At 42.5% G+C, this 25,604-nt stretch carries 18 protein-coding genes; 8 read left to right on the plus strand and 10 right to left on the minus strand.

Annotation, left to right across the window (positions count from 1 at the left end; all coding sequences use genetic code 11):
• Window positions 1-75 precede the first annotated feature (75 nt).
• Complete coding sequence (gene acs, locus WH214_RS02305; protein WP_242759805.1) at window positions 76-2,019, plus strand: acetate--CoA ligase; 1,944 nt, start codon at window positions 76-78, stop codon at window positions 2,017-2,019.
• A 119-nt stretch (window positions 2,020-2,138) separates the two neighbouring features.
• Here the strand turns inward: acs and WH214_RS02310 are convergent, their stop codons facing one another.
• From WH214_RS02310 to msuE, 5 genes are all read right to left on the minus strand, one after another.
• On the minus strand, window positions 2,139-2,753 hold the full coding sequence (locus WH214_RS02310; RefSeq protein WP_339422031.1) for a riboflavin synthase subunit alpha: 615 nt from the start codon (window positions 2,751-2,753) through the stop codon (window positions 2,139-2,141).
• A 61-nt stretch (window positions 2,754-2,814) separates the two neighbouring features.
• A complete protein-coding gene (locus WH214_RS02315; RefSeq protein WP_339422032.1) occupies window positions 2,815-3,648 on the minus strand; it encodes an SDR family NAD(P)-dependent oxidoreductase in 834 nt (277 codons plus the stop codon).
• On the minus strand, window positions 3,645-4,055 hold the full coding sequence (locus WH214_RS02320) for a DoxX-like family protein (protein WP_339422033.1): 411 nt from the start codon (window positions 4,053-4,055) through the stop codon (window positions 3,645-3,647). The genes WH214_RS02315 and WH214_RS02320 overlap by 4 nt, the downstream gene beginning before the upstream one ends.
• A 127-nt stretch (window positions 4,056-4,182) precedes the next feature.
• On the minus strand, window positions 4,183-5,289 hold the full coding sequence (gene sfnG / locus WH214_RS02325) for a dimethylsulfone monooxygenase SfnG (protein ID WP_339422034.1): 1,107 nt from the start codon (window positions 5,287-5,289) through the stop codon (window positions 4,183-4,185).
• Window positions 5,290-5,316: 27 nt separating this feature from the next.
• Window positions 5,317-6,045: an FMN reductase gene (msuE, locus tag WH214_RS02330; protein ID WP_004691693.1), complete on the minus strand. Its 729-nt coding sequence runs from the start codon at window positions 6,043-6,045 to the stop codon at window positions 5,317-5,319.
• 377 nt (window positions 6,046-6,422) lie between these two features.
• Between msuE and WH214_RS02335 the strand changes: the two genes are divergently transcribed.
• Window positions 6,423-7,073, plus strand: a complete 651-nt coding sequence (locus WH214_RS02335; protein WP_004691689.1) for a response regulator — start codon at window positions 6,423-6,425, stop codon at window positions 7,071-7,073.
• A 59-nt stretch (window positions 7,074-7,132) separates the two neighbouring features.
• Here the strand turns inward: WH214_RS02335 and WH214_RS02340 are convergent, their stop codons facing one another.
• Together WH214_RS02340 and WH214_RS02345 are read right to left on the minus strand one after the other, a co-directional pair.
• Window positions 7,133-7,900: a hypothetical protein gene (locus WH214_RS02340; protein WP_004978226.1), complete on the minus strand. Its 768-nt coding sequence runs from the start codon at window positions 7,898-7,900 to the stop codon at window positions 7,133-7,135.
• Between the two features lie 402 nt (window positions 7,901-8,302).
• Window positions 8,303-11,800 (minus strand): hybrid sensor histidine kinase/response regulator, encoded by a 3,498-nt coding sequence (locus WH214_RS02345; protein ID WP_339422964.1) that lies wholly within the window; start codon window positions 11,798-11,800, stop codon window positions 8,303-8,305.
• Window positions 11,801-11,986: 186 nt separating this feature from the next.
• Here WH214_RS02345 and WH214_RS02350 point away from each other — a divergent pair, with 186 nt between their 5' ends.
• The 4 genes from WH214_RS02350 to WH214_RS02365 all read left to right on the plus strand — a co-directional run bounded on the left by WH214_RS02350 (window position 11,987) and on the right by WH214_RS02365 (window position 17,100).
• Window positions 11,987-12,319, plus strand: a complete 333-nt coding sequence (locus WH214_RS02350; RefSeq protein ID WP_004691685.1) for a DUF485 domain-containing protein — start codon at window positions 11,987-11,989, stop codon at window positions 12,317-12,319.
• Complete coding sequence (locus WH214_RS02355) at window positions 12,319-14,034, plus strand: cation acetate symporter (protein ID WP_005401536.1); 1,716 nt, start codon at window positions 12,319-12,321, stop codon at window positions 14,032-14,034. The genes WH214_RS02350 and WH214_RS02355 overlap by 1 nt, the downstream gene beginning before the upstream one ends.
• A 251-nt stretch (window positions 14,035-14,285) precedes the next feature.
• The gene (locus WH214_RS02360; protein ID WP_004691682.1) at window positions 14,286-14,975 is read left to right on the plus strand and encodes an ion channel; all 690 of its coding nucleotides are present in this window, start codon (window positions 14,286-14,288) and stop codon (window positions 14,973-14,975) included.
• A 157-nt stretch (window positions 14,976-15,132) separates the two neighbouring features.
• Complete coding sequence (locus WH214_RS02365) at window positions 15,133-17,100, plus strand: BCCT family transporter (protein ID WP_151836429.1); 1,968 nt, start codon at window positions 15,133-15,135, stop codon at window positions 17,098-17,100.
• Window positions 17,101-17,150: 50 nt separating this feature from the next.
• Here WH214_RS02365 and omp33-36 read toward each other — a convergent pair whose 3' ends face one another.
• A complete protein-coding gene (omp33-36, locus tag WH214_RS02370; RefSeq protein WP_087011854.1) occupies window positions 17,151-18,017 on the minus strand; it encodes a porin Omp33-36 in 867 nt (288 codons plus the stop codon).
• Window positions 18,018-19,106: 1,089 nt separating this feature from the next.
• Between omp33-36 and WH214_RS02375 the strand changes: the two genes are divergently transcribed.
• Window positions 19,107-20,852, plus strand: a complete 1,746-nt coding sequence (locus WH214_RS02375; protein ID WP_339422035.1) for a GGDEF domain-containing protein — start codon at window positions 19,107-19,109, stop codon at window positions 20,850-20,852.
• 63 nt (window positions 20,853-20,915) lie between these two features.
• Window positions 20,916-21,383: an HIT family protein gene (locus WH214_RS02380; protein WP_339422036.1), complete on the plus strand. Its 468-nt coding sequence runs from the start codon at window positions 20,916-20,918 to the stop codon at window positions 21,381-21,383.
• 154 nt (window positions 21,384-21,537) lie between these two features.
• Here WH214_RS02380 and WH214_RS02385 read toward each other — a convergent pair whose 3' ends face one another.
• Together WH214_RS02385 and uvrA are read right to left on the minus strand one after the other, a co-directional pair.
• Complete coding sequence (locus tag WH214_RS02385) at window positions 21,538-22,374, minus strand: hypothetical protein (RefSeq protein WP_339422037.1); 837 nt, start codon at window positions 22,372-22,374, stop codon at window positions 21,538-21,540.
• A 146-nt stretch (window positions 22,375-22,520) separates the two neighbouring features.
• Window positions 22,521-25,352 (minus strand): excinuclease ABC subunit UvrA, encoded by a 2,832-nt coding sequence (gene uvrA, locus WH214_RS02390; RefSeq protein ID WP_339422038.1) that lies wholly within the window; start codon window positions 25,350-25,352, stop codon window positions 22,521-22,523.
• Window positions 25,353-25,604: the final 252 nt, after the last annotated feature.

Below are 25,604 nucleotides of genomic sequence, written 5' to 3' on the forward strand. Positions count from 1 at the left end.
TATGCAGTCCAATAATAAACCAATAACTGTGGCATGGACTCTCGCGATGAGAGTCAGAATATAAGGAAGTATGATATGAAAGAAGTCTATCCTGTACCTGCTGAATTTGAAAAAACTGCGCGCACCAATGAACAAGAATATTTTGAACGCTATCAAAAATCGATCGAACAACCTGATGAATATTGGGCTGAACAAGCTTTGAAGTTAGATTGGATCAAGCCTTTTAGCCAAGTTAAAAACACCAGTTATGATAAAGATAATTTTAAAATTGAATGGTTCGCCGATGGGCAGTTAAACCTAAGTGCTAACTGCCTTGATCGCCACTTAAAAGAGCATCCGTATAAACCTGCTATTATTTGGGAAGGTGACCATCCCTCACGCCATAAAATCATTTCCTTTGCAGAACTGTATGACGAAGTGTGTCGTTTTGCCAATGTTCTGAAAAAGCATGGTGTGGTGAAAGGCGATCGTGTGGTGCTGTATATGCCAATGATTTCAGAAGCGGCCATTTCGATGTTGGCTTGTGCCCGAATCGGTGCCGTGCATTGTGTGGTGTTTGGTGGCTTTTCACCTGACTCATTGGCGAGCCGAATTGATGACAGTCAAGCCAAAATTGTGATTACCGCAGACTCAGGAATGCGTGGGGGGAAACCGATTCCGCTGAAAGAAAATGTAGACGCAGCATTGAATCTACCCGGGACAGACTCGGTACAAAACGTGATTGTGGTGCACCGTACAGGCAATCCAATCACGCTGAAAGAAGGGCGTGATTTGTGGTATCACATGGAAATCATGACCGTCAACGAGATTTGTCCACCTGAACCGATGAATGCCGAAGATCCCCTATTTATTTTATATACCTCAGGTTCAACCGGTAAGCCCAAAGGGGTGCTGCATACAACAGGGGGCTATTTAACTTATGTGAATAGTACCTTCCGTGAAGTGTTTGACTTAAAACAAGATGATGTGTTTTGGTGTACCGCCGATGTAGGCTGGATTACGGGACATTCTTATGTGCTGTATGGCCCCTTATCGAATGGAACCACAACAGTGATGTTTGAGGGGATTCCACAGTATCCAAGTTGGGCACGTACAGGGCATATTGTCGACAAACACAATGTGACGATTTTATACACGGCCCCGACAGCGATCCGCGCCATGATGCGTGAAGGGGATGCCTTTGTCCGTGAGAGTGATCGTAGCAGTTTGCGTTTAATTGGTTCCGTCGGAGAGCCGATCAACCCTGAAGCATGGAATTGGTACTACACGGTGGTGGGAGAAAGCCGTTGCCCAGTGGTGGATACTTGGTGGCAAACCGAAACAGGCGGGATTTTGATTTCTCCACTTCCGGGTGCGACACCACTTAAACCCGGATCCGCAACGCGTCCTTTATTTGGGATTCAACCCGCTTTGGTTGATGCTGAAGGCAAAGAGTTAGAAGGAGAAGCTGAAGGCAATCTGGTGATTAAGGATTCATGGCCGGGACAAATGCGAACCATTTGGGGGGATCCTGAGCGGTTTATCGAAGCGTATTTTGCAACTTATCCGGGAACGTATTTCACGGGCGATGGTGCACGCCGTGATAAAGATGGTTACTACTGGATCACAGGACGGGTAGATGATGTGCTGAATGTGTCAGGGCACCGTTTAGGTACGGCTGAAGTGGAAAGTGCTTTGGTGGCACATGAGGCAGTTGCTGAGGCTGCCGTAGTAGGAATGCCACATGAGATCAAAGGGCAGGGAATTTGTTCCTTTGTCACTTTACAAGCGGGCACTGCACAAACGGAAGAACTCCGTGCAGAGCTCATTCAGTGGGTAAGAAAGGTACTCGGCCCTGTGGCGACACCAGATGCCTTACATTGGGCACCATCTTTACCCAAAACACGTTCAGGTAAAATTATGCGCCGTATTTTAAGAAAAATTGCAGCGAACGAGTTAGATAGTTTGGGCGATACATCAACGCTGGCTGAACCGCAAGTGGTCGAAGTGTTGATTAAAGAAGTATATCCAAACGGATAAAATCAACCTAAAAAATACCGTCTTAAGCAGACGGTATTTTTATTTTGACATATTGGTGGAATACGTCGGGTTGCTGTATACAAATTTGTAAGTACGAGACGTTTAGAAATTAAATAGTTCTAACGCTGATGGATGCTTTCTAAAGTATCCACCATCGTCCGTGTCATCTGATCAATTTCATAATTGACCGCATCGCCGACTTGTACCGATGCCCATGTGGTCAGACGCAAAGTTTCAGGAATCAAATCAACTGAAATTTCATGGCTGTTACGATCAACACGGTTGACGGTGAGGCTACAACCATTCAGACCAATAAAACCTTTTAAGAAAAAGTATTTGATATTGCCCTCGGGAATGTGGATATCCACATGCAGAGTCTCGCCGTGACGGCTCAGCTGCTTTACTGTAGCCGTTCCTTCGATATGTCCATACAAGTTGTGCCCCCCATTTTCCATCCCGACTTTGGCTGAACGTTCGATATTCACCTCATCGCCTGTCTGTAAAGTGCCTAAAGTGGTCAGGCGTCGAGTCAAATCTGAGACATCAAAATGGACTTGGTTGGCAGCAAGATCGATGTGCGTTGCAGTTAAGCAGGTGCCATTGATGGCTACACTTGCACCGATGAAGACATCGTGAAAAAAGTTGTGTGTATTTGAAACCACAAGGGTGCTAAAACCGTCGCCTTGACTGACATCTAAAATTTTCTCAAAGCCTTGTACGATACCTGTGTACATCAGAAGTCTTCCTAATTCGGGGGGTATGTTTAATGTAAATGATCTACAACTTGATGTGGCATTATTTTGAGTTGAGATGTGCTAAAGCTGTATCTTTAATGGGATTTCGACGCCAATAATAGGGCCGAAAAAATCGGAGCAATAGACGTAAGGGCGTCATCCATATGATTCGAGTATGGCGACGTTTATTCTCTAAAATACGTTGAGCCAAATAGCGACAGACCACTTCGGGAGGATCTATAATAAACAAAAAAAGCCGTTTCATTTTGTTCCAGTGCTGAACATTGCCATTTTGCCATGAGGATACCAGTAGGTCGGTTGCTACCATTTCGGGACTGAGTGTGCCGACTTGAATGTTGGTCTGTTTGGTTTCTTTAAATAGGGCTTGACTAAAGTAACCTACGGCACGTTTGGTGGTGGCATAGACGGTCATGCCTGCACTCCATTCGCCTCGAGTACCCCAACCTTCCATATTGAAAATTTGACCATAGCCTTGTGCCAGCATGCCGTTTAAGGCCACTTGTGAGCCGAACATACTGCCTAGAATATTGGTCTGAACCACAGTCTGTATGTCTGCTGCTGCGAGATCTTTAAAGTCTAGTGTCGCTGTACAACTACCTGCATTATTAATCCAAATCTGAATAGCACCAAAGTGTTGAATGGCTTCATCCCAAAGCGTTTGTAGTTCATGAATCTGCGTGACATCACAAGTGACGGCATGAATCAGCGCAGCAGGGAAGCGATGCTGTAGCTGTTGCAGGCTGCGCTGTAAATCTGTGCTGTTTCGCCCAGAAATCACGACAGCTTGTTGTTGTTCCAAGAAGGCTTGAGCTAAACCCAAGCCGATACCTTTAAAACTGCCTGTAATGACGATGCAACCTGATTTTGAATTCATATGGATCCTTTACTTTGTGAACTAAAGGAAGTCGCTTTTTGACTGTGAAGCATACAATAACAAATGGATAGACTGATCATTGCAAGGTTCATGACCACAGGATTAAAAGCACGAATGAGACTGTCTGGTATTAGAAAAGCGACCAGTGCGAATAAAAACACTAAGCAAAAGATACTGAGGTAATGCAGATATTTACTGGAGCTCAACAGAAATAATAAAGCAAAAATACACTCAAGTATCCCTGAGCCCTGACCTGCTAATTGAGCTTGTGTGTAGGAAAGCCCAAAAGTTTGCCAAATGGCAATTTCATCGGGATTGATAAAAAGGATTTTAGGAACTAAACCTTGATAGCCCCATAAAAAGGCCAAAGAGAGATTAATGAATTTAGAGGGTTGGCTGTTGCTCATATAAAGGGGTTATTTTTTACTTTGTGTGGATTATACACCAATAAAAAAACCCTCAAGCCGAGCCTTGAGGGAAGAATAGAGTCACCTATCATTATTATTTTTTAGTTCGTGTCTGCTGCTTACCGAGCTAAGCAGATTTGGCAGTCTCAACGGATTGCTGCTGAGCTTCCAACTCACGAACCAATGGCAACACTTTGGCACCGAAGTATTCAACCTCTTCGATAAAATGTAAAAAACCTGAAAGGATTAAATCCACACCAACGGCTTTTAATTCCACAATACGTGCGGCAATTTGGCGTGGTGTGCCAATCAAATTGGTTTTAAAACCATCATTGTATTGAACCAAATCTTCAAAGCTCGATTTGGCCCAATTGCCTTCACCTTCCAGTGTTGCTGCACCCGCTTCACGGGTGGCATCGCCAAAGGCATGTACCGCTTGAATATTGGCTTTATCAATAATTTCTTGCAGAACCGTTTTCGCTTCTTCCTCTGTATCTCGGGCAATAATGAAAGCATTCACCCCAATTTTGACCTGATGGCCATTCTGTTGGGCTTTTGCACGAATATCATCAATCTGTTTTTTGAGCTCATCAGGGGTATTGCCATTGGTAAAATACCAGTCTGAAACCCGTGCGGCCATATCCCGTGCAGCACGTGAACTGCCGCCTTGGAAAATTTCAATATGCGGCTTTTGCACAGGTTTGGGTGACAAGGTGTAGTCTTTGAACTGGTAGTACTTTCCATTGAAACTATAGTTGTCTTGGGTCCAAACGCCTTTTAATGCACGAATAAACTCTTCCGAGCGGGCATAGCGTTGGTCATGTTCAGGCCATGTTTCACCAATGGCATCAAATTCGCCGCGAAACCAACCACTAACCACATTAATCGCAATACGTCCTTGGGTTAAGTGGTCGATGGTTGCAAGCTGTTTTGCGGCAAGCACGGGTTTCCACGGGCCAGGTAAAATAGCGGCAATGACTTTGAGTTTGCTAGTTTTGGCTAAGATACCGTGACTAAAGCTGACCGACTCATGTTGGTTTTCTGCGTTATAACCCGCAGTAAAACGAATCTGAGTTAGAGCATAGTCAAAGCCATTTTTTTCCGCAGCCTGCGCTAAACGGACGTTATAGTCATAACTCCAGTCTGTGCGCTGCTCAATATTACTCACCACTAAGCCACCGCTGACATTGGGAACCCAATAAGCAAACGTAATATTTTTATTCTGTTGTGACATGTGAAAACCCTCTCAATGCTTTTTGCGTTAAGCGACCTGTGGTTTGGCTTTTTTCTGATGCAAGCGAGACTCGGCTGCATCTAAATTCGGGACTGCCGCTGAAGGCAGTACATCGTCTTGTTCGATTTGCGTGTTGATACCCAAGTTCTGATTGGCAAGTTGGGTTTTTTCTTTCACCACTTCTGCACGCTGACCTTTGGCAGGTGCCCATTCTAGAATAGGTAAAGCACGGGCCACAGCAAGGGTGATGCGATCTCGTAATAATTCACTGTGGATGGTATACGCGGGTGTAAAGTCTTTGTCTGTGGCATAGACTCCAATAGGTAAAGTTTGCGCTTGGAAGAAACTAAATAGTGGGCGAAGTTGATGCTCCAGTACCAGGGCATGACGCTCACTGCCGCCTGAGGCTGCAAGTAGTACCGGTACATCGACCAGCGCCGTTTGCTCAACAAAGTCGAAAAAGTGTTTGAATAAACCAGTAAATGAAGCACGGTAAACTGGTGTTCCAACAATCAAAGCATCGGCAGCTTCGACCGCGGCTAAGTCATCTTGCACACGTTGAGGCAGTTGATTGCGGTAAATTGCACCACCGAGTAGGTGTCCAATTTCGCTAAACTTAATGAAATGTACATTGATTGGGGTTGCATCGCCCAGTTCATTTAATATTTCTTGTACCAATGCCTCAGTTTTAGACGGAGTATTTAAACCGCCTGACACAGCGACAATATTGAGTGGTTTTTGCAGTAAAGTAGACATAAGGACAGCCCTAAAGTGTTGTATCTCGGAATGGGCTTATTTATCTAATATCTGAACGAAGGCTGTAAAATAAAGAAATAGCGTTAAGTTATCTGATTTTAAGATATATCTGTTGAGCTTGAAAAAGGCTGCTAAAATTTTTATTAAATGGTTGTATTTTATATATATATTTAAAATAAATAACCTTTTTCGATGTGCTGATAAATTTTATATCAAAATGTGATTAGTTATTTATATTTCAAGATCGACTTGGAATTGAGGCTATTTTCCTGCCTAAAGCGTGATAAAGTGAAAAAAAGTTAGACTTTGCATATCCTTATCGGCACTTGTATGGTTAGAATAGTCAAGACTAGTGCACTCGAAATCTCTCGTTGCTTATGAATATATTAATCGTTGATGACCATCCGCTGTTTCGCCATGCGTTAATCCAAGCTGTTCGTTATAGCTTACCGCAAGCTCAAATTCATGAAACAGCCGCAGTAAACGAGTTTTATGAACGCCTTGAAAAAGGTCCTGAACCTGATTTGGTGCTATTGGACTTAAACTTACCAGGTGCTTCGGGTTTTTCTGCATTGGTACATGTCCGTGCCCAGTATCCATCATTACCGATTATTGTCGTTTCAGCGCATGAAGAGACGTCGATCATTCAGCGTTCAATTGCGCATGGTGCGATGGGGTATATTCCAAAGTCGGCACATCCAAGTCATATTGGCGAAGCAATTCGCGAAGTCTTAGATGGCGAAATTTGGTTGCCGCCAAATTTACCCGCTAACATGAACTTTGACCCACGTGCTGCCGATGAAACTGCACTGGCTGAGCGAATTCAATCCTTAACACCGCAGCAGTTCCGTGTTTTGATGATGGTGGCAGAAGGTTTGCTGAATAAGCAGATTGCCTATGAACTCGATGTTTCAGAAGCGACGATTAAAGCGCACGTGACTGCGATTTTCCGTAAGCTCGGGGTACAAAACCGAACTCAAGCGGTCCTCGCGATCAATGCTTTAAATATTGAAGAAAAACGCATGTAACGTAGTCTATTGAATTAAAAAAAGCGCTGAATCATCAGCGCTTTTTTTCGGTTTTGAGTTTAAGCCAAGCAGTTTTGTTTGCTGGTGACATCGGTACAAAATAAAGGATTTAAAGCACATTGCAGATCATCAATTTGCTCTTCAGAGACATAGCCCTGTTGTTTCAAATAAGCCGCAACGCGGTCATCGCGCAGACTTAAAAAGGCCGCATCATACACGCCAAGATCGACAAATAAAGCCGCTGTTTCCAAGCTATTGAAACGGTCTAAGTAGATTTCGTTGTCATACATGAGGAAAATATGGTCTTGTGTTCCTTGCGCATCAATACTTAAGCGATCCGCCAAGACTTGCGGTGGTGTTTTAATAAAGAGCAGATCCGACAATTGGTCAAACTGGGTGGTGTCGAGTTGATCCTGATCGGTTTTGACTTTACCGAGCCATGCTTTAAACACCAAAACTGCACCGCCGCGAAGGAGCATGCTCCAAATTTGATGGCGCACATCTTCACTGAGTCCGCTGGATTCGGCTTCCAATGCCAGCAAGAACGGGTCTTCTTGTTGCTGAAGTTTTTCAAATAGACCTAAACCTTGCGGTTGGTAAGCCGCGGGGCGAAACACATCAAAGTCGAGTTGTTCAAACACTTGTAATGCGAGGGGAATAGCGGTGTGATACAGCGTATCTAAGGCCTGAACATGAGTCTCGTTGAGTCTACTTTGTTTAAAGAGTTCGACCCAGTCAATACTGGGTAAAAAGGCATTGGCACTATACTGGCGCAAAAATTGTTGTGACTGATCTGAGCCATGTGGCATTGCTTTAGAAATGTTCATCATAAAACTCCAAGAGAAGGATGATCAGTTTCTTCAGCGAAGGAAGGGGTATATAGGTAGAAAAACTGATCTTTTCTTAGTCCTAGTTATCTGCCAATCCCATGTGGAGATGAATACGACTAAAGTCGTAGTTTGTGTTTTTATGTATATTTAGTCTAAATAAAACAAACATTTGAGAAATTGTAACTAAGTATACAAGTGTTCACTAATGTAACTGGTGTATTTTGCCATAGTAAAAGTGGATGTGTAATTTTTAGCCAATATTGTGGAGCTTCAACGTGCTGAAAATGAGCACTTTGGTCGAAATCCTTAAAACTTTAGTCAGTTTGCTGTATATACAGGGCCTAAAAAGGACAAAACCCAAGCCATCTGATTTGGGTTTTGTGAGCAAATGTAGGGAATTTATTCAGGATTTGAAATTTTTAAACCCGATAACCATGCCCTTAAAGAGGCTGGTTTTAACGGTTTTTTCAACAGTACTATATTCATATCTTTGACCCGTTGTGGTAGTTCAGGATCTGAGTCTGCGGTAATCAAAGCAACAGGTACATTTTCTTGGCGATTGGCCAAAATAAAGTCCAAACCAATTTTGTCATGATTTAAGTGCTGATCGACCAACCAGACCTGAATGTTTTCTTGCTGAATCATCTCAAAAGCTTGCTCAGGCTCGGTTGCCTTAAACACTTGGTAGCCCCATTTGGTGAGTAAAGTCGACATCCCTTCTAAAATGGTTTCATCATTGTCCAAGCACAAAATCTTATAAGCTTTGGTTTTGAGTGGTACCGCTTGTACAGGCGCTGCTACGACTTTTGGTGGGTCAATGATGGGTACTTCAATCATAAAGCATGACCCTTTGCCATACTCTGAATAGACATGCACTGGGTAGTCGAGCAGGCTGGTCATCCGTTGTACGATGGCCAAACCCAAGCCAAGCCCTTGCTCACCCCACGGTGAGGTATGGCCACAGCGCTCAAACTCTTGGAATAGTTTAATCCGTTGTTCTTCTGCAATCCCAGGTCCTGTATCCCACACCCCAATCCGAATATGGTGTGGCTTGTCTGTGGAGCGGAGTACCCCCACCACCACTTTGCCTTTGGCAGTGTAGCGTAGGGCATTACTGACAAAGTTTTGAATAATACGACGAATCCACTGAGGGTCAGTATCAATCCAGAACTGAGCATCATGTACGCTAAAACGAATACCGCGCTGTGCGGCAATGGATTTAAACTGCAATTCGAGGTCGCTGAGTAAATCATGCAGCGGATAAGCCTGACGGTTGGGTTGAATGGTGCCACCTTCCAGACGGGCAATATCTAATAATGCAGACAACATACTTTCTGCACCGTGTAAGGCACGATCAAGCTGTTGTAGGGTTTTACGGTCTTCTTCACTTTGTACGCTTTGTTCTAAAGCAGTACTGAACAGACGTGCAGCATGCATCGGTTGCAGTAAGTCATGACTGGCCGCGGCAATAAAGCGACTTTTCGACATATTGGCTTTGTCGGCTTGTTCACGCGCCAGTTGTTGTTCAGACAATGCATCTGCCAGCTGTTGAGTTCGGTCTTGGACCCGCGCCTCAAGCATGGCTTCGTTTTCACGGAAGGCGGTAATGTCGGCGAAGGTGGTGACGAAGCCACCGCCTTCAATTGGATTGCCGCGCATCTGAATGACACGACCATCCTTACGAATTCGTTCAAACTCGTGCGCACTACCGACTTGCATCCAGTGCATCCGTTTCCGTACATGTTCTTCAACCGAACCCGGGCCACACTCGCCGCGTTCTGCGTTATATCGAATCAAATCAGAAATTGGACAGCCGACATAGACAATGTCTTTCGGATAATCAAACAGTTTTAAATATTGGTTATTCCATGCCACCAAACACATATTTTCATCGACCACACTCACCCCTTGGGTCATGTGGTCAATCATGGTCATGATCAGGTTTTGATTAAAACGTTGCCACTGTGAGGCTTGGTCTAGAATGTTTGCCACTTGCCCCAAAGCGAGGCCATTGTTGACCATTGCGGTGGTGAGCAGGGTACGTGCCGAGGCAGCGCCAATAGTGCCTGCCAAATATTGTTCAGTAAAACGCCACCACATGCCGTTGGCATTGCTGTTTTCATTCAGCACCACATTATTCTGTGCACAGAACTGTTGGAAAGCGCGCATGGTTGCGCCATCCCCCGTAATCCGTTTGGCTAAGGTGATTAAATCACCTACTTTTAAACGTGCAACATCGTGATGAATGTAGTTGATGTCTGTAGACGTGCTCTGTGTTGGCAGTGGCTTGGTTTCATAATAGAAAAAGCTTTCTGCTTGAATTTGTTCGGCCACGCTGGGGCGGAAAATTCGGGAAATCCAAATGTATAAAATAATATTCAGACCCAGTGCCCACACCACCCCATGAGTAAGTGCGGCAAAGGATTCAAAACCGAGCAGGGCTTCAGGGCGTAACCAGTTAATGCCCATTGGCCCGAAATTGAGAAAGCTTTCGGTAAAGTGTGAATATTCAGCAGGCAAACTGCGCAGTACAGTGGGTAACAGCAGGGTGTAGGCCCACATACCAAAACCGGCCAATAAACCTGCATAGACACCTTGTTTACTGCCGCCACGCCAGTACAGACCACCTATGAGGGCAGGTGAGAACTGAGCCACCGCACTAAAGGCCAACAAGCCAAAGACTGAAAGTTGGTCAATATCATTGAAAAAATGGAAGAACAAAAAGCCCAGTAGCATGACGGCTAAAATACAGACCCGACGGGTAAATTTAAGCACCAAAGGTAAGCGTTTATCGTGGCGGGACAGTAAATTGGTACGCCATAAGGCAGGCATGATCAAGTCATTACTGAGCATGATCGATAGTGCCACTGAAGACACCAACAGCATACCCGTAGAGGCAGAGAAGCCACCTAAAAAGGCCAATAAGGTTAACCAGTCTTGGCCATAGCTTAAAGGTAAAGACAAAACCGCTACATCGGGGATCGCTAAGTAACCTGGCGTTGCATGCAGTGCCCAACTGGCAATGGGGATAATGGCAATGATGGTCAAAACTAAATAGACTGCGAACCAGCGACGTGCCCCGCGAATATGCTTTTCATCACGCAATTCGACCACGGCGACGTGGAACTGACGCGGTAAGCAAATGATCGCAAGTCCAGCCAACAAGGTTTGAATCCAAAACGTATCGGGTACACCAATGAGTTGTACTTGATGGAAAGTCTCTGCAACATCCTTAGAGATTTGATGAATGTTTTCAGGCGCAGCAAACACGAAAAAGAGCGCGACACACAGCAAAGCAAACAGTTTGACAAAAGACTCGAAGGCAACCGCCAACATCAGACCGCCATGCTGTTCTGTATTGGCAATCTGTCTGGTCCCGAAAATCATGGCTAAAATAGCCAAGATACCAGTGAGGAACAGTACACCATTGGTGGTTGAGGCGATGCTGCCTGCGGTGGGTTCTAAAATCACTGCGGCACTGAGTGCAATAGCGCGTAACTGCAGGGCTAAGTAAGGAATAATCGCAATGACGGCGAGGATAGTCACCATTGAGGCCAAAGGCCCACTTTTACCATAGCGTGCAGCGACAAAATCGGCAATCGATGAAATAGCATGGTGCTGACGGACGCGGCCTAAACGACGCCAAATGTCATAGCCCAGTGCGACGAAAAGTAGTGGGCCAAGGTAGATCGGCAGAAAGATAATGCCTTCACGAACTGCTGCACCTGTTGCGCCATAAAAGGTCCAAGATGAACAGTAGACCCCTAAAGTTAAACTAAACAATAGCATGCGCCCACGCGTGCTCAGGCGGCTGGCGTGTTTCTCACCAAAAAAGGCGCAGATAAAGAGTAAGACGATATAGAGGGCCAATACCCCGATAATGAGCCAGCTGTTCATTTTACCTAAAGTTTTTCCATCATCTCGGCCATCATAGCGCATCTCGGATAGAGGCTGCTGAGCTTGTTTAAAATTTACAGACCAAAGTCTAAATTACAACCAATACAGAAGCTTGCTACTTTAGCAAATGTAATAATTCGAATTAAAAAATTGTATCTACGGTTGGATACAGACAGGAGTATGGTTATGGATGAGAGACAAGTAGAACAGATTCTACAAAATCCCAAATTCAAGGAAATGGTTAGTCGTAAAAGTAAACTGAGCTGGACACTGACAACTATTATGTTGGTTGTATACGTTGGTTTCATGTTGTTGGTCGGCTACAACAAAGAATTTTTAATGACTTCAGTCAGTGGTGGGGTGACCACAATTGGCATGCCATTGGGTCTAAGCATTATTGTATTGTCTTTTGTTTTGTGTGGTGTTTATTCGTATATCTCGAATAACAAACTCGACGCATTAAATGAAGAAGCAATGCGTGAAGTCGAAGCCATTGCGCAAGAGAAAGGACAGCACTAATGAAATGGAATTCATTGAAAGCGCTTGCAGTCGCTGCTACAGCACTGTTGGCTTCGAGTCTAGCACTTGCAGGCCCAGATTTGGGTGAGGCTCAACAGCAAGCGACAAACTGGCATGCCATTATCATGTTCGGTATTTTTGTCGGATTTACTTTGCTCATCACCAAATGGGCAGCAAAACAAACCACCAACACTGCTGACTTCTACACAGCGGGTGGCGGGATCTCAGGTTTCCAAAATGGTTTAGCGATTGCGGGTGACTATATGTCCGCAGCGTCATTCTTGGGTATTTCCGCAATGGTTTTCAGTTCAGGCTTCGACGGCTTGCTGTATTCATTGGGTTTCATGGTCGGCTGGCCAATCGTATTGTTTTTGGTGGCTGAACGTCTACGTAACTTAGGTAAGTTCAACTTATCTGACGTAGTGTCATTCCGTTTAGCAGAAAAACCAGTACGTACGCTTGCAGCAGTAAGTTCATTGGTTGTTGTTGCATTCTATCTGATCGCTCAGATGGTGGGTGCAGGTCAGCTGATCAAACTGTTATTTGGTTTGAACTACAACATTGCTGTAGTAATTGTTGGTCTTCTGATGATGGCTTACGTGATCTTCGGTGGAATGTTGGCAACAACTTGGGTACAGATTATTAAAGCTGTGATGCTTTTGTCTGGCGCGACATTCATGGCTTTCATGGTGATGAAAGGCGTGGGCTTCAGCTTCTCTGAAATGTTCACACAGTCAATTCAAGTTTTCTCTAAAGTACATGACATTTCTTTAGCAGAAGCGGGCAATATCATGGGCCCAGGTAAACTTGCAGCGAACCCAATTGATGCCATTTCTTTAGGTTTGGCTTTAATGTTCGGTACAGCGGGTCTACCACACATCTTAATGCGTTTCTTTACCGTTAAAGATGCTAAAGAAGCACGTAAATCAGTGGTTGTAGCAACAGGTTTCATTGGTTACTTCTACCTTTTAACCTTCATCATTGGTTTTGGTGCGATCCTTTATGTATCCAACAATCCACAGTTCCTTGATGTCGCGAAAATGGCAGTGACGGGCAAGCTAGAGCTTGTTGGTGGTAACAACATGGCAGCGGTTCACTTGTCTGATGCATTGGGCGGTGACTTGTTCATGGGCTTCATTTCAGCAGTGGCGTTCGCAACGATTCTTGCTGTTGTTGCAGGTCTGACCTTGTCAGGTGCTTCAGCAATCTCGCATGACTTGTACGCAAACGTATTCAAGAAAGGTCAAACGACTCCTGAATCTGAACTTCGTATGTCTAAAATCGCGACTTTAGGTCTTGCTATTTTTGCAATGATTTTAGGTATTCTGTTCGAAAAACAAAACGTTGCCTTCATGGTCGGTTTAGCATTCTCTGTAGCAGCATGTGCCAACTTCCCAGTGCTTGTACTGTCAATGTTCTGGAAAGGTTTAACCACACGTGGTGCGGTGATTGGTGGTGTGATTGGTCTAGTGACTGCAGTAACACTAATTATCTTATCTAAAGCCGTTTGGGTCGATACATTGGGTATTTCTGAAACGCCAGTGAACCCATTCAATGGTCCAGCAATCTTTGCAATGCCATTGGCGTTCTTCTGCTGCTGGTTGTTCTCTGTGACTGATAACTCAGCACGTGCACAAGCAGAACGTAAAGCATTTGATGCGCAGTATGTACGTTCGCAAACAGGTATTGGTATCTCAGGTGCTTCAGATCACTAATCTGAACCTGAACTAAAAAAAGCCCCTTTATCGGGGCTTTTTTTATGGTGTTGACGCTCTTAACTGTGTTGGCTTTGAATGCTGAAAGACTTAGATTGTGATATTCAGTACTCAAGCAGTACTCAAATTGTTGGACAAAATGAATCGACTGACACGAATAAAAAGCATCGGTTTCAGTGGCTATTCATGCTAAGTTAAAAAAGCGAGAATAAGAACCAATCAAACTTGGCTTTAAAAATAACAGGCTGCATATGCAAGTATTTGTCGAATTTTGGAAAGGCTTCCGTCTACTGCCTTCAGCATGGTTACTGCTGTTGCAATTTATTATGCTGATTTTGGCGCTGTTGAGCGGCCATAGCCTGTCCTTACGTGTATTGGTTTGGGGCTTAGGTGTTTTGGTCCTGTTACTCATTGCCAAGGTCATTCGCCAAACCCCCGTGTTTACCATCCTCGGCTTGAGTTTTGTTGGTGGGGCATTGTTCTTTTCCTTACTGATTTTGCTGGGTGCGCGAGATCCAATGCTGTTGGTGATTAGTCATGCCTTTGAGGCGATGGCCTATTTTATTGCGGCCTATGGCTTGCTGCGCTATATGTTTGCAGACCGTTATTTGACCAAAGATGAGCTATTTGCTGCCGGGGCAGTGTTTACGCTTATTGCATGGGGTTTTGCCTTTTTATATAGCATTTGCCAGATTTTAGAACCCAATAGCTTTTTAAATCCTAATGTGGCGGGCGCACAGTCATGGCTCGATTTATTATTTTTAAGCTTTAGTTTGCAGTCGGCGACAGGTTTGTCCGATCTAATGCCACTGACACCGCTGGCTCGTATGATTGCGATGTTACAGATGTTTTGTGGGGTGATGTATTTGGCTTTAGTCGTCTCACGCTTGATTGCCTTGCAGTATATTCAGCATCGACCCAATGATCATAAAGAAAATTAAACTGTTACAGGATTCGCACTGCCTTATTTTTAAACATAAATTATGATGGAACAGAATCGTTAAATTTTAAGCTATTCATTCTTCACTCTTTATTAGACTCGTCTAATTAACCATTTTGGTTATATCTTTGTACTAAAAATAATTTTCTGGGGGAATTATGCCTTCCATAAAGCCATCGCTGTTTGCAAACATCAAACGGAATGTATTTCTCAGCACTGTCGTGATTCTGGTGCTTTTTCTGGCCTTGATTCTTTTTGACCCAAGTGGTTTTGAGGCTTTAACCAAACATTTAAATCAATGGATTATTGACTCATTTAGCTGGTTTTACGTTTTATCTGTCGCGTTATTTCTGATCTTACTGATCTTTATTGCACTCTCCGATATGGGGAAAATCAAACTCGGCCCTGATCATAGTCTGCCTGAATATAGCAGTGGTTCTTGGTTCGCCATGCTGTTTACCGCAGGGATGGGGATTGGTTTGATGTTCTTCGGTGTCGCTGAACCCGTGATGCATTATGTCAACCCGCCAACAGGGGAAGGGCAAACCTTAGATGCCGCACAACAAGCGATGCGGATCACCTTTTTCCACTGGGGATTACATGCATGGGCCATTTATGCGCTTGTGGGCTTGTCACTGGCTTATTTCTCTTTCCGACATAATTTGCCGTTAAAGGTTCGCTCCGCTTTATATCCTTTGGTGGGCAAAAAAATCTATGGTGCAACGGGAGATGCGGTTGATACCTTTGCAACCTTAGGCACCATTTTCGGGGTTGCGACCACACTTGGTTTTGGGGTGACCCAAATTAATTCGGGACTGAATTATTTATTTGGTATCCAGCAAAGTATTGGTATTCAGGTCGGGCTGATTATTTTTGTCACTTTTTTAGCTTCGCTCTCAGTCGGGTTTGGTTTGGACAAAGGCATTAAACGGCTATCTGAATTGAACTTGGTGCTGGCAGTGGTTTTACTGCTATTTGTGTTTTTTGCCAGTTCTTCTATTTATATCTTACAAACCAGCATTCAAAATGCAGGGCAATACGTATCCAATCTGTTCACGATGACTTTCAACCTCTATGCCTATCAACCCAATGGTTGGATTGGCGGTTGGACCATTATGTATTGGGCTTGGTGGATTTCGTGGTCGCCTTTTGTTGGAATGTTTATTGCCCGAGTGTCTAAAGGTCGAACAATTCGCGAGTTCATTGTCGGGGTGTTGTTCATTCCTACAGGTTTTACCCTGATTTGGATGGGCTTCATGGGGAATGCAGCGCTGTTCAGTATTATTCAAGATGGGCACACTTCTTTAATCTCAGCGGTACAACAAGATTCATCCGTCGCACTGTTTGAATTTTTGACCCATTTACCTTTCTCTCAAATATCGAGCCTGATTGCGACCGTTCTGGTGGTGCTATTCTTTGTGACTTCTGCCGACTCAGGCTCATTGGTGATTGATTACTTAACCGCAGAAACAGAAAATTCACCTTTATGGCAACGATTGTTTTGGACCATTTTGATTGCGTTACTGTCGATTATCTTACTGATGGCAGGCGGACTTTCGGCCTTACAATCGGCCACCATTATGAGTGCCTTACCCTTTACTTTGATTATGTTGTTGGTCTGTTGGGGCTTACTGAAAGCACTGCGTTTGGATGTCACCAAAATGCGTGCACTACAAGATGCGCGAATCACGCCACGTGCGATTCAAAATCCACGCAGTTGGCAACAGCGTCTAGGTCTGATTATGCATTATCCACATACCCAGTCTGAGGTCGAAGAGTTCATTGGCCAGCAAGTACAACATGCATTTTCAGCGGTACAAAAGGAATTTCAGCGCCGTCAGCTAGACGTGACCATTCAACCGATTGAGCATGGCTTGCAGTTACGCGTGGATCACCATAATGAAATTAACTTCATCTATCAGGTGGTTGCCCGTGAAACCCAGCCACCCAGTTTTATGGCAGATCGACTTGAAGAACAGCAGTTTTATCAAGCTGAAGTTTTCTTAAGAGAAGGTGGGCAGAATTATGATGTGATGGATTGGACTTTAGATGATCTATTGCAAGATATTATTGACCAATATGAGCGTCATTTACATTTCTTAAATTTAGTCAGAGCCACAAACTAAAAAAAAGGACGCTTAAAGCGTCCTTTTTTCTATTCAGTTTCTAAATTGAATTAGAAACGGAATTTAGCGTTTACGCCAACAGATTGTGTATCAAGATTTGCACTTTCAGCATTAGCATTTACATAGCTAGCACCTACAGCAATCGCTGGAGTGATGAAGTAGTTTACGTTCGCACCCCAAGCTGAATCTGGAGTACCAGCAAAGCTTGATTCAACATAAGAAGCACCAACACTTAACGCAGGTGTTAAGTAAAGGTCAGTTTTTAATTGGTACGCAGTGTCGTCACCATAAACAAGGCCAGCTTCTAAGCCAAGCGCCATGTTAGTACCGTCGATGTTACCTACGTATTTAGTACGTGCAGTAATCGCGTCTTGGTCATCACCGATTGTTACAGTTTCACCAACAGCTTTAACCGCGCCATTGCTCATTACGTTGAATGCATCAAGAGCAAATTGGTCTGCAACGCTAGTATAACCTACAGCAACCAAGAAGTTTGGAGCAGCTAAAGCACCCACTTCAAGAGCATAACGGTCGCCTTGGTCATTTGACTCGCCGTTTTTACCATCAAGAACAGTGTGGCTGTAAGACGCGCTTGCATAAGCAGGAACGAATTTAGTTGGTACATAAGCTTCAGCTTTAGCGCCATAGTTGTGAGCAACTACGTCAGCATCTAGTTCAGCATAGTTATACGCTACAGATACATTAGACGCTTGGTTTAAGAAAGCAGCTTCAGCTAAAGGACCTTTAGATGAATCAACATCTTTAAAGTAGAAAGTACCTTGCAAACCGCCAGTAAAATCTTTGTCATTTGCAGCAGACGCATCGAGGTATTCAGATTGACCTTGTACTTCGAATTGGTATGCTTGAGCACCGGTCATGGCTAATAATAAAGCAGTGGCTAAACCGAGTTTTTTCATGATATTTACCAGATTGTTAACATTGGATTAAACTAAGGCTATTCTATTGTAACAATTTATTAAGTCAATGAACTCTAATGGTATTACATTATTGAGTAATTACTCTAACTATGCTAAAGGTTAAAAAGTGCTCAATTGAGCATATTCATGTCAACCAAAAAAAACTTACAGCAGAACAATAGGGTATATCTATTTAGAAAACAGAGAATGAGTGATATTGAATTGTACTGAACTTGATTTATGATTGATAAATTAGATTAATATAATAAGAACAAACGGTAAAAAAGTTAAACGAAGTGCCTCAAACATAGGCGTTTTTGTGTCATAAGTCTAAAAAATGCCTAAAATTAGCGCAGAAAACACGGTTTTTGATTGCATAATGTACATATCTTCTCTGGATTTGTGATAACTCTCACAATAATTATGCAATTATATTAATCCATAGTGCTTTGGTTGGCTTTACAATAGAGCAGATTTATTTCATAATAATTTTAGCGAATCATTTAACAATATTGTTGTTTTCTGAGAAGCTAATTCTCCTCAAACAGTTTTTGTTTATCTGCCCAACTTTCCCCAAGGTTGGGCTTTTTTTTATTTAAATTTTCGAGATCTTCTTTTTTTCTGAATAAAAATAGATTGGAATTTATCGCACCAAAATAGTGCAATTATCAATCTATATTTTTCATTAAAAACTTTTACTCGGGCAAAAAAAAACCAACTTCTTTTAGAAGTTGGTTTTTTCCGCCAAAACTTGTGGGAAAACTAGAATATCTGCTGAGGATACACTCTAATTCGCCCCAATACTGTGCATTATGCACCTAAATGTTGCATGTGTAAATATAGACACTTTAAAAAATGGGAAAATTAGAAAATATTGAATGAAATTCACACTAAACATGAATATTATTAAGGATTGATTTACTTAGCTTTCATAGGTGCGTGAAAGTTTAGCCGTGATCATTTGGGGCTGATGAAATCTTAAAACGATGCAAAACAAAGAATTAATCACTTAAATACACGATATACTGTTCGTATAATGAACAGTTAATTTGGTTTTCTTTTATTTTGGAATGGGGGCGTGGTTGAAGTATGCGAGAAATACGCTCTGAGTATTTGAGTCAAAAGCTGTATATTGCAATGAGCATTATTATTTTGTCATTGTGCAGCTTATCCATTCCGTTGATGGTCAAAAGTTATCGCGATTACATCAAAACCAACCAAGCTTTAACTGAAATACAAGCCCTACAAGCTGTTGCAGACTTGGCCAATAAGATTTCACGAGAGCGTGCGCCAGCCAACAAGCTCATGTCGAGTAATCAGCAAGACTTTGCCCAGCATGTGCTTGAGTTAAAACTGTATCGGCTCACGGTAGATGAGCAGATGCAAAAGACCTTAGCGGTTTTAAAGCATTCGAACCTCCCAAATTTAGATTTAAGTTTATTTGACCGTTTAGATGAAGCTTTAACGCAAGGCAGACAACAGGTAGATGCCTATGCAGCTCTACCACGTGAGCAACGTAATGCCGAGACCATGGATCAAGCCATCCTAAAAATGTTCAATGCTTGGGATCGTAGTCATGATGTTTTAAAAGACGTAATCGCTGTATCTGAAGGCAAAGACACCGCTGTTTCAAACTTCTATGTCCAAATTTTATTATTAGCGGACTTACGCGATCAGGCTGGTCGTGCTGCATCCAATGTGATGGCGCATGTGGCTTTTAAACAACCGATTCCTGAAACCAATTTAGCGCGTTCTTTACAGACTCGGAAGCAAGTGATGTATTTGTGGGAACTCATTGATACCTTACAGCCCGAGCGTGATAAAACCGAAGAATTTAAAGTGCTGCATCAAGCGGTTTATAACGAGTTTTTAGCCAAAGGGCTATTGATTGTTGAGCGCTTGATGAATGAAAGTATTTACCATCGACCGTACTATTTAACGGGGACACAGTTAACTGAAGCAATCGTTGATAAATTTTCGACCGTGGTGGAATTGCAAAATTATTTACTCAAATATAGCGTTGAAAAAGCCATCATTGAAAAGCATAAAGCACAAAATATTTTGCTCACAACGGTGGGTATTTCACTCATTTCAATTTTTGCGGCACTGTTTACCATGATCTATGCGCGTAAGAGAGTGTTTAGTCCACTCATTCAAGCGCGTGAAATTCTGTTTGATTTATCCCATTCCAGTATTCGCCCCAACCCGATGGATACCAAAGATCAACCCGCCAATATGTATTCTTTATTTACAGCAATTCAGCAGTTAAAACAGACGCTTCAGCAGCGAGATGCGTTGGAGTTTCGACTCAAGAATATTGCGCATTTGGATTCATTAACCGGGGTTGCAAACCGTTATGCGTTGAATGAATACATTAAACTTTTGGAAAATCAGCCGACTCAGTTTTCGGAGACTTGTTTAATGGTGATCGACATTGATCATTTTAAACAGGTCAACGATGTATATGGACATCTGATGGGGGATCAGGTGATTCAGTTTGTGGCTGAAAAATTAAAAGAAAATATTCGGACTTCTGACTTGTTGGTACGTTACGGTGGTGACGAATTTATTGTGCTGATTGAAAATGTTGGAATGGAGCGCGCTTTAAAAATTGCGGAAAAGATTCGTTCTGAGATTTATGAAGCGAAGTCAGTTGATAATGTACGCTGCCCTGATTTGAAAGTTAGTATTAGTATTGGGGTGGCAATTAGTGCGACCAGTTGGATGGCATTGTTAGAAAAAGCCGATCGTGCTTTGTTTCAAGCCAAAGAGCAGGGTAAAAATAAGGTTGTGGCTTATTCAGTCGATGAAGTGAATGAGTCATATTATATTTGAAAGAATTAGATCAAAATAAAGAAGTAAATTAAATAACAGTACAAAAGAATAAATGAGGGGGAAATGAGAACAGACTGTATTTTTTGTCAGATGACACGAAATGAAATACCTTGCCATATTATTGATAGTAATGATGAATTTATGGCATTTCTCACGATATTTCCCAATACTTTGGGTACAACAGTGGTTATCCCCAAAAAGCATTATTCAAGTTATGCATTTGATTTAGATGATGATGTTTTAACTGAATTGATGCTATATACCAAGCAAGTTGCGAAAAAGTTAGATGGCTTTTTTGAAGACGTTGGGCGTACCGCAATGGTATTTGAAGGTTTTGGTGTGGATCATGTTCACGCTAAGTTATTTCCAATGCATGGTACTAAACAAGTGCATGAAAACTGGCAAGCTGTGAACTCGAATGTTGATAAATATTTTGACCAATACGAAGGTTATATTTCTTCACATGATTTTCAGCGAGCGGATGATAGAGAGTTGGCGAAGTTGGCAGAGGGGATTAGGGGTTTTGAATAGCTTTTATTGGATTGCCTATTTGGGCTTTTATGGAAAATAGTTTTTCTAAAGAGTAAGTATAAGTTTTTACGAGATAATTATGAATATTCAAGAAAAAAGAAGCCGTTTGCAAAAACTACTTCGAGCATAATGTTAAAAATGAGATTAGATACTGTTATTTAGTTTTTTTGATAGCCAATAAGTTAGGTTGTTTTTGTGCATTATTTAATACTGCTTTTGTTTTAGGATCACATCTTTCAAATGTTTCATTACGCCATTCTAAATTATCCAAACTTTCTACTTCTACTCCACCTAAATATTTTTTATTATTCCAAATTATTCCAAAATTTTGAACTGGACCCTGCCGGTATAAACCAAGTAATTGAGGTGATCCCCCAGAAAAAGGATCTCTTTTTTCATTTAATGATGAACAAAATGCACTGAAAAAGCTTCTAGAAGTTCTCAAGTTTTCTGGATCGAATTTACTCCATTGATAGTCTAAATCAGAGAAGGCAATACTTCCTGTACCACTTGCATGCAAAAGTTGTGATTTTGGTGATAAGTCTTTAATATCTACAATACATCTATCATTAGAAGAAAATTTAAAAATATTTACATAAAAATCAATATCAGTGACACGTGTTCCATTATTTATTCGGCTAATATGTACAATGTTCAAAGATTTTTTAATTTTACTCTTCAATTGAACAGGATATTCGAGAAAGCATTTTTGTAAATGTTGTTGAATTTTTTCCACATTGTCTTTATTCGAGATACTTTCTTTAAGGTAATCATTATCTATTTGTAAGATCAAAGAATGCAAAAGTTGTGATGCACAAGTAACATCACCACTAAAGCCAAAAGCATGAAGATGTTTTTGACTAAAAAATAGTTTTTGCCCACAGTCATATGCAATTTCAGGTGTAGCCCATGAAATGCGACTATCAGAGGCAATATATAAAGAAGCAATATTACGAGAATCTGCACCTGCCCAACAAATTAAAGTTGTCATTTTTTTGTTCCTTATGCTAAATTGGCTCTACAGTTTTTTCAGGCAACTCCTGGAGCCTCCACCAATAATTTTAATAAAATCTGAGGGGGCTGAAGGTCGAGGACCTATGGGAAACCAATTTAAACGGTTGGTTTCCCATGGCTAGGTTACTTCAACAACGGCTTCAAAAACTTCGCTGTATGTGAAACTTTAGATTTCACTACATGCTCAGGTGTACCTTCTGCAATAATCATCCCGCCACCTGCACCACCTTCAGGGCCCAAATCAATCACCCAGTCAGCAGTTTTGATCACATCCAAATTATGCTCAATCACCACAATGGTATTGCCCTTATTGCGTAGCTCATGAAGGATATCTAACAGTTTAGCAATGTCATGGAAATGTAGACCAGTAGTTGGTTCATCCAAAATATACAGCGTTTTACCTGTATCACGTTTTGCCAATTCACGTGCCAATTTCACACGCTGCGCTTCACCACCTGACAGTGTCGTTGCTGACTGACCTAAACGAATATAGCCCAAACCGACTTGATTCAGTGTTTCCAAACGGCGATGAATCACTGGAATAGCATCAAAGAAATGCATGGCATCTTCAACAGTCATATTGAGAACATCGGAAATATTCTTACCTTTATAACCCACTTCTAAAGTTTCACGGTTATAACGTTCACCATGACAATTATCACAAGGCACATACATATCAGGTAAAAAGTGCATTGCCACTTTGATCATACCGTCACCTTCACAGGCTTCACAACGACCACCTTTCACGTTAAAAGAGAAACGTCCCGCAGCATAACCACGTGCTTTGGCTTCAGGTGTTTGTGCAAATAATTCACGAATCGGGGTAAACAAACCCGTATAGGTTGCAGGGTTAGAACGAGGTGTACGACCAATCGGGCTTTGGTCAATATCAACCACTTTATCAAGGAATTGCAGACCATCAATTGAATCAAACTTTTCAGCGGTTAAAGTGGTCGCACCATTCAGCTGTGTTGCTGCCAAAGGCAATAAAGTACGGTTAATCAGCGTAGATTTACCTGAACCAGACACACCCGTCACACAGGTCATCACACCCAAAGGAATGGTTAAATCCACATTTTGTAGGTTATGACCCGCAGCACCCATCAATTTAATTTGTTCTTCAGGCTTTGGCGGTTCAGTGCGCTTTTTCGGCACTTCAATTTTCAATTTACCTGATAAATACTGACCTGTAAGTGATTCATTATTGGCAAGGATTTCATCATAAGTTCCTTCAGCAATCACATGACCACCATGAATACCAGCACCAGGACCAATATCGATAATATGATCTGCTGCACGAATCGCATCTTCATCATGCTCAACTACTAATACTGTGTTGCCTAAGTCCCTTAGGCGGACTAAAGTTTCAAGCAAGCGGTCATTATCACGCTGATGCAGACCAATGGATGGTTCATCGAGGACATACATTACACCCATCAAACCTGCACCGATTTGCGAAGCTAAACGAATACGTTGCGCTTCACCACCAGACAAGGTTTCTGCTGAACGAGATAGACTTAAATAATTCAAACCCACTGAGACTAAGAAATGTAAGCGCTCACGGATTTCTTTAAAAATCTTATCGGCAATTTCACCTTTTGCACCGCTGAGGTTTAAGTCTTGATAATAGCTTTCAGCATCACCAATCGACATTTTGGTAATTTGAGCAATAGTTTTGTCTTTCACTCGAACATGGCGTGAAATTTCATTTAGACGTGATCCACCGCAGGCATCACATGCCGCATTGGATAAATACTGTGCCAAATCATCACGAACATAGTTACTCTCAGTTTCGCGGTAACGACGTTCTAAATGCGGCAAAATTCCTTCAAAAGGTTGCACACGATTATGTTTGCGACCACGTTCATCGATATAACTTAAATCAACTTTTTCTTTGCCTGTGCCGTAGAGAAATTTCTTTTTGGTATCGGCATCCAGTTCATTCCACGGGGTATCCAAAGAAAAACCAAAATGCGCTGCTACTTTCTCAATCATGCTGTAGTAGTACGGACGTTGTCTGTCCCAACCACGAATTGCACCTTGGCTAATGGAAACCTCAGGGCTTGGAATGAGTTTTTCAGCACTAAAATGGCTACGGGTCCCTAAACCATCACAGGTTGGACAGGCACCAAAGGGATTGTTAAATGAAAATAAACGTGGCTCAAGTTCTGCAACGGCGCGGTCACATTCAGGACATGAGTGTTTAGCCGAAAAAACCCGATCTGGGTGTTCACCGTTCATCCACGAGAGAATGGCAATATCACCGCCCAAACGTAGAGCAGTTTCAAAAGATTCTGCAATACGATTGCCGAGGTCATCACGGACTTTAAAACGATCCACCACCACTTCAATGGTGTGTTTTTTCTTTTTATCGAGTTCTGGAATTGGGTCTAGATCAACAATCTCACCATCGACGCGCGCCCGTACAAAACCTTGACTTTGTAATTGTTCAAACAGGTTGGAATATTCGCCTTTACGTTCACGTACCACTGGTGCAAGCAGCATCAGTGCTGTCCCTTCATCCAATCCTTTTACTGCATCTACCATTTCCGATACGGTCTGTGCGACCATCGGCAAATCATGCTCTGGGCAAAATGGCGTGCCGACACGTGCGTAGAGTAGACGTAAATAGTCATAAATTTCGGTAATGGTTCCCACCGTAGAACGTGGGTTATGGCTGGTCGATTTCTGTTCAATTGCAATCGCTGGGCTTAAGCCTTCAATTGAATCAACTTCAGGTTTTTCCATTTGTGATAGGAACTGGCGCGCATAGGCCGAGAGTGATTCGACATAACGACGCTGGCCTTCGGCGTACAGCGTATCAAATGCAAGCGATGACTTACCTGAACCAGAAAGTCCCGTGATCACCACGAATTTGTCGCGGGGAATATCAAGGTTCACATTTTTTAAGTTATGGGTACGTGCGCCTCGAATACGGATATGACTTTGGCTCATAAAACTATCTCGAAATTGTGCAGATGAAGGAGGTATATGATAACGACTTATGCTTTATTCAAGTGTTAAACATGATTTTATAGCGACAAATCATGTCGGCCAAAAGAAAAGTGATGCTGCTAGACTGTAGCTAGATTTCAGTGTTGAAACAAGTCTCAACGTATCGACATTGGCTGTGGCTGAAAACTGGAAGGTATTTATAAGTTGCGTAAAAAAGAGTGGATCTCCCATTCGGCGTAGTGCAAAAGTTGA

Source organism: Acinetobacter sp. MYb191 (genome assembly GCF_037572605.1).
Classification (GTDB): Bacteria; Pseudomonadota; Gammaproteobacteria; order Pseudomonadales; family Moraxellaceae; genus Acinetobacter; species Acinetobacter johnsonii.

Bases quoted from the DNA above. Each gene is read 5' to 3' on its own strand.
- acs (WP_242759805.1), top strand. From the start codon at position 76: ATGAAAGAAGTCTATCCTGTACCTGCTGAATTTGAAAAAACTGCGCGC.
- WH214_RS02310 (WP_339422031.1), bottom strand. From the start codon at position 2,753: ATGTACACAGGTATCGTACAAGGCTTTGAGAAAATTTTAGATGTCAGT.
- WH214_RS02315 (WP_339422032.1), bottom strand. From the start codon at position 3,648: ATGAATTCAAAATCAGGTTGCATCGTCATTACAGGCAGTTTTAAAGGT.
- WH214_RS02320 (WP_339422033.1), bottom strand. From the start codon at position 4,055: ATGAGCAACAGCCAACCCTCTAAATTCATTAATCTCTCTTTGGCCTTT.
- sfnG (WP_339422034.1), bottom strand. From the start codon at position 5,289: ATGTCACAACAGAATAAAAATATTACGTTTGCTTATTGGGTTCCCAAT.
- msuE (WP_004691693.1), bottom strand. From the start codon at position 6,045: ATGTCTACTTTACTGCAAAAACCACTCAATATTGTCGCTGTGTCAGGC.
- WH214_RS02335 (WP_004691689.1), top strand. From the start codon at position 6,423: ATGAATATATTAATCGTTGATGACCATCCGCTGTTTCGCCATGCGTTA.
- WH214_RS02340 (WP_004978226.1), bottom strand. From the start codon at position 7,900: ATGAACATTTCTAAAGCAATGCCACATGGCTCAGATCAGTCACAACAA.
- WH214_RS02345 (WP_339422964.1), bottom strand. From the start codon at position 11,800: ATGAACAGCTGGCTCATTATCGGGGTATTGGCCCTCTATATCGTCTTA.
- WH214_RS02350 (WP_004691685.1), top strand. From the start codon at position 11,987: ATGGATGAGAGACAAGTAGAACAGATTCTACAAAATCCCAAATTCAAG.
- WH214_RS02355 (WP_005401536.1), top strand. From the start codon at position 12,319: ATGAAATGGAATTCATTGAAAGCGCTTGCAGTCGCTGCTACAGCACTG.
- WH214_RS02360 (WP_004691682.1), top strand. From the start codon at position 14,286: ATGCAAGTATTTGTCGAATTTTGGAAAGGCTTCCGTCTACTGCCTTCA.
- WH214_RS02365 (WP_151836429.1), top strand. From the start codon at position 15,133: ATGCCTTCCATAAAGCCATCGCTGTTTGCAAACATCAAACGGAATGTA.
- omp33-36 (WP_087011854.1), bottom strand. From the start codon at position 18,017: ATGAAAAAACTCGGTTTAGCCACTGCTTTATTATTAGCCATGACCGGT.
- WH214_RS02375 (WP_339422035.1), top strand. From the start codon at position 19,107: ATGCGAGAAATACGCTCTGAGTATTTGAGTCAAAAGCTGTATATTGCA.
- WH214_RS02380 (WP_339422036.1), top strand. From the start codon at position 20,916: ATGAGAACAGACTGTATTTTTTGTCAGATGACACGAAATGAAATACCT.
- WH214_RS02385 (WP_339422037.1), bottom strand. From the start codon at position 22,374: ATGACAACTTTAATTTGTTGGGCAGGTGCAGATTCTCGTAATATTGCT.
- uvrA (WP_339422038.1), bottom strand. From the start codon at position 25,352: ATGAGCCAAAGTCATATCCGTATTCGAGGCGCACGTACCCATAACTTA.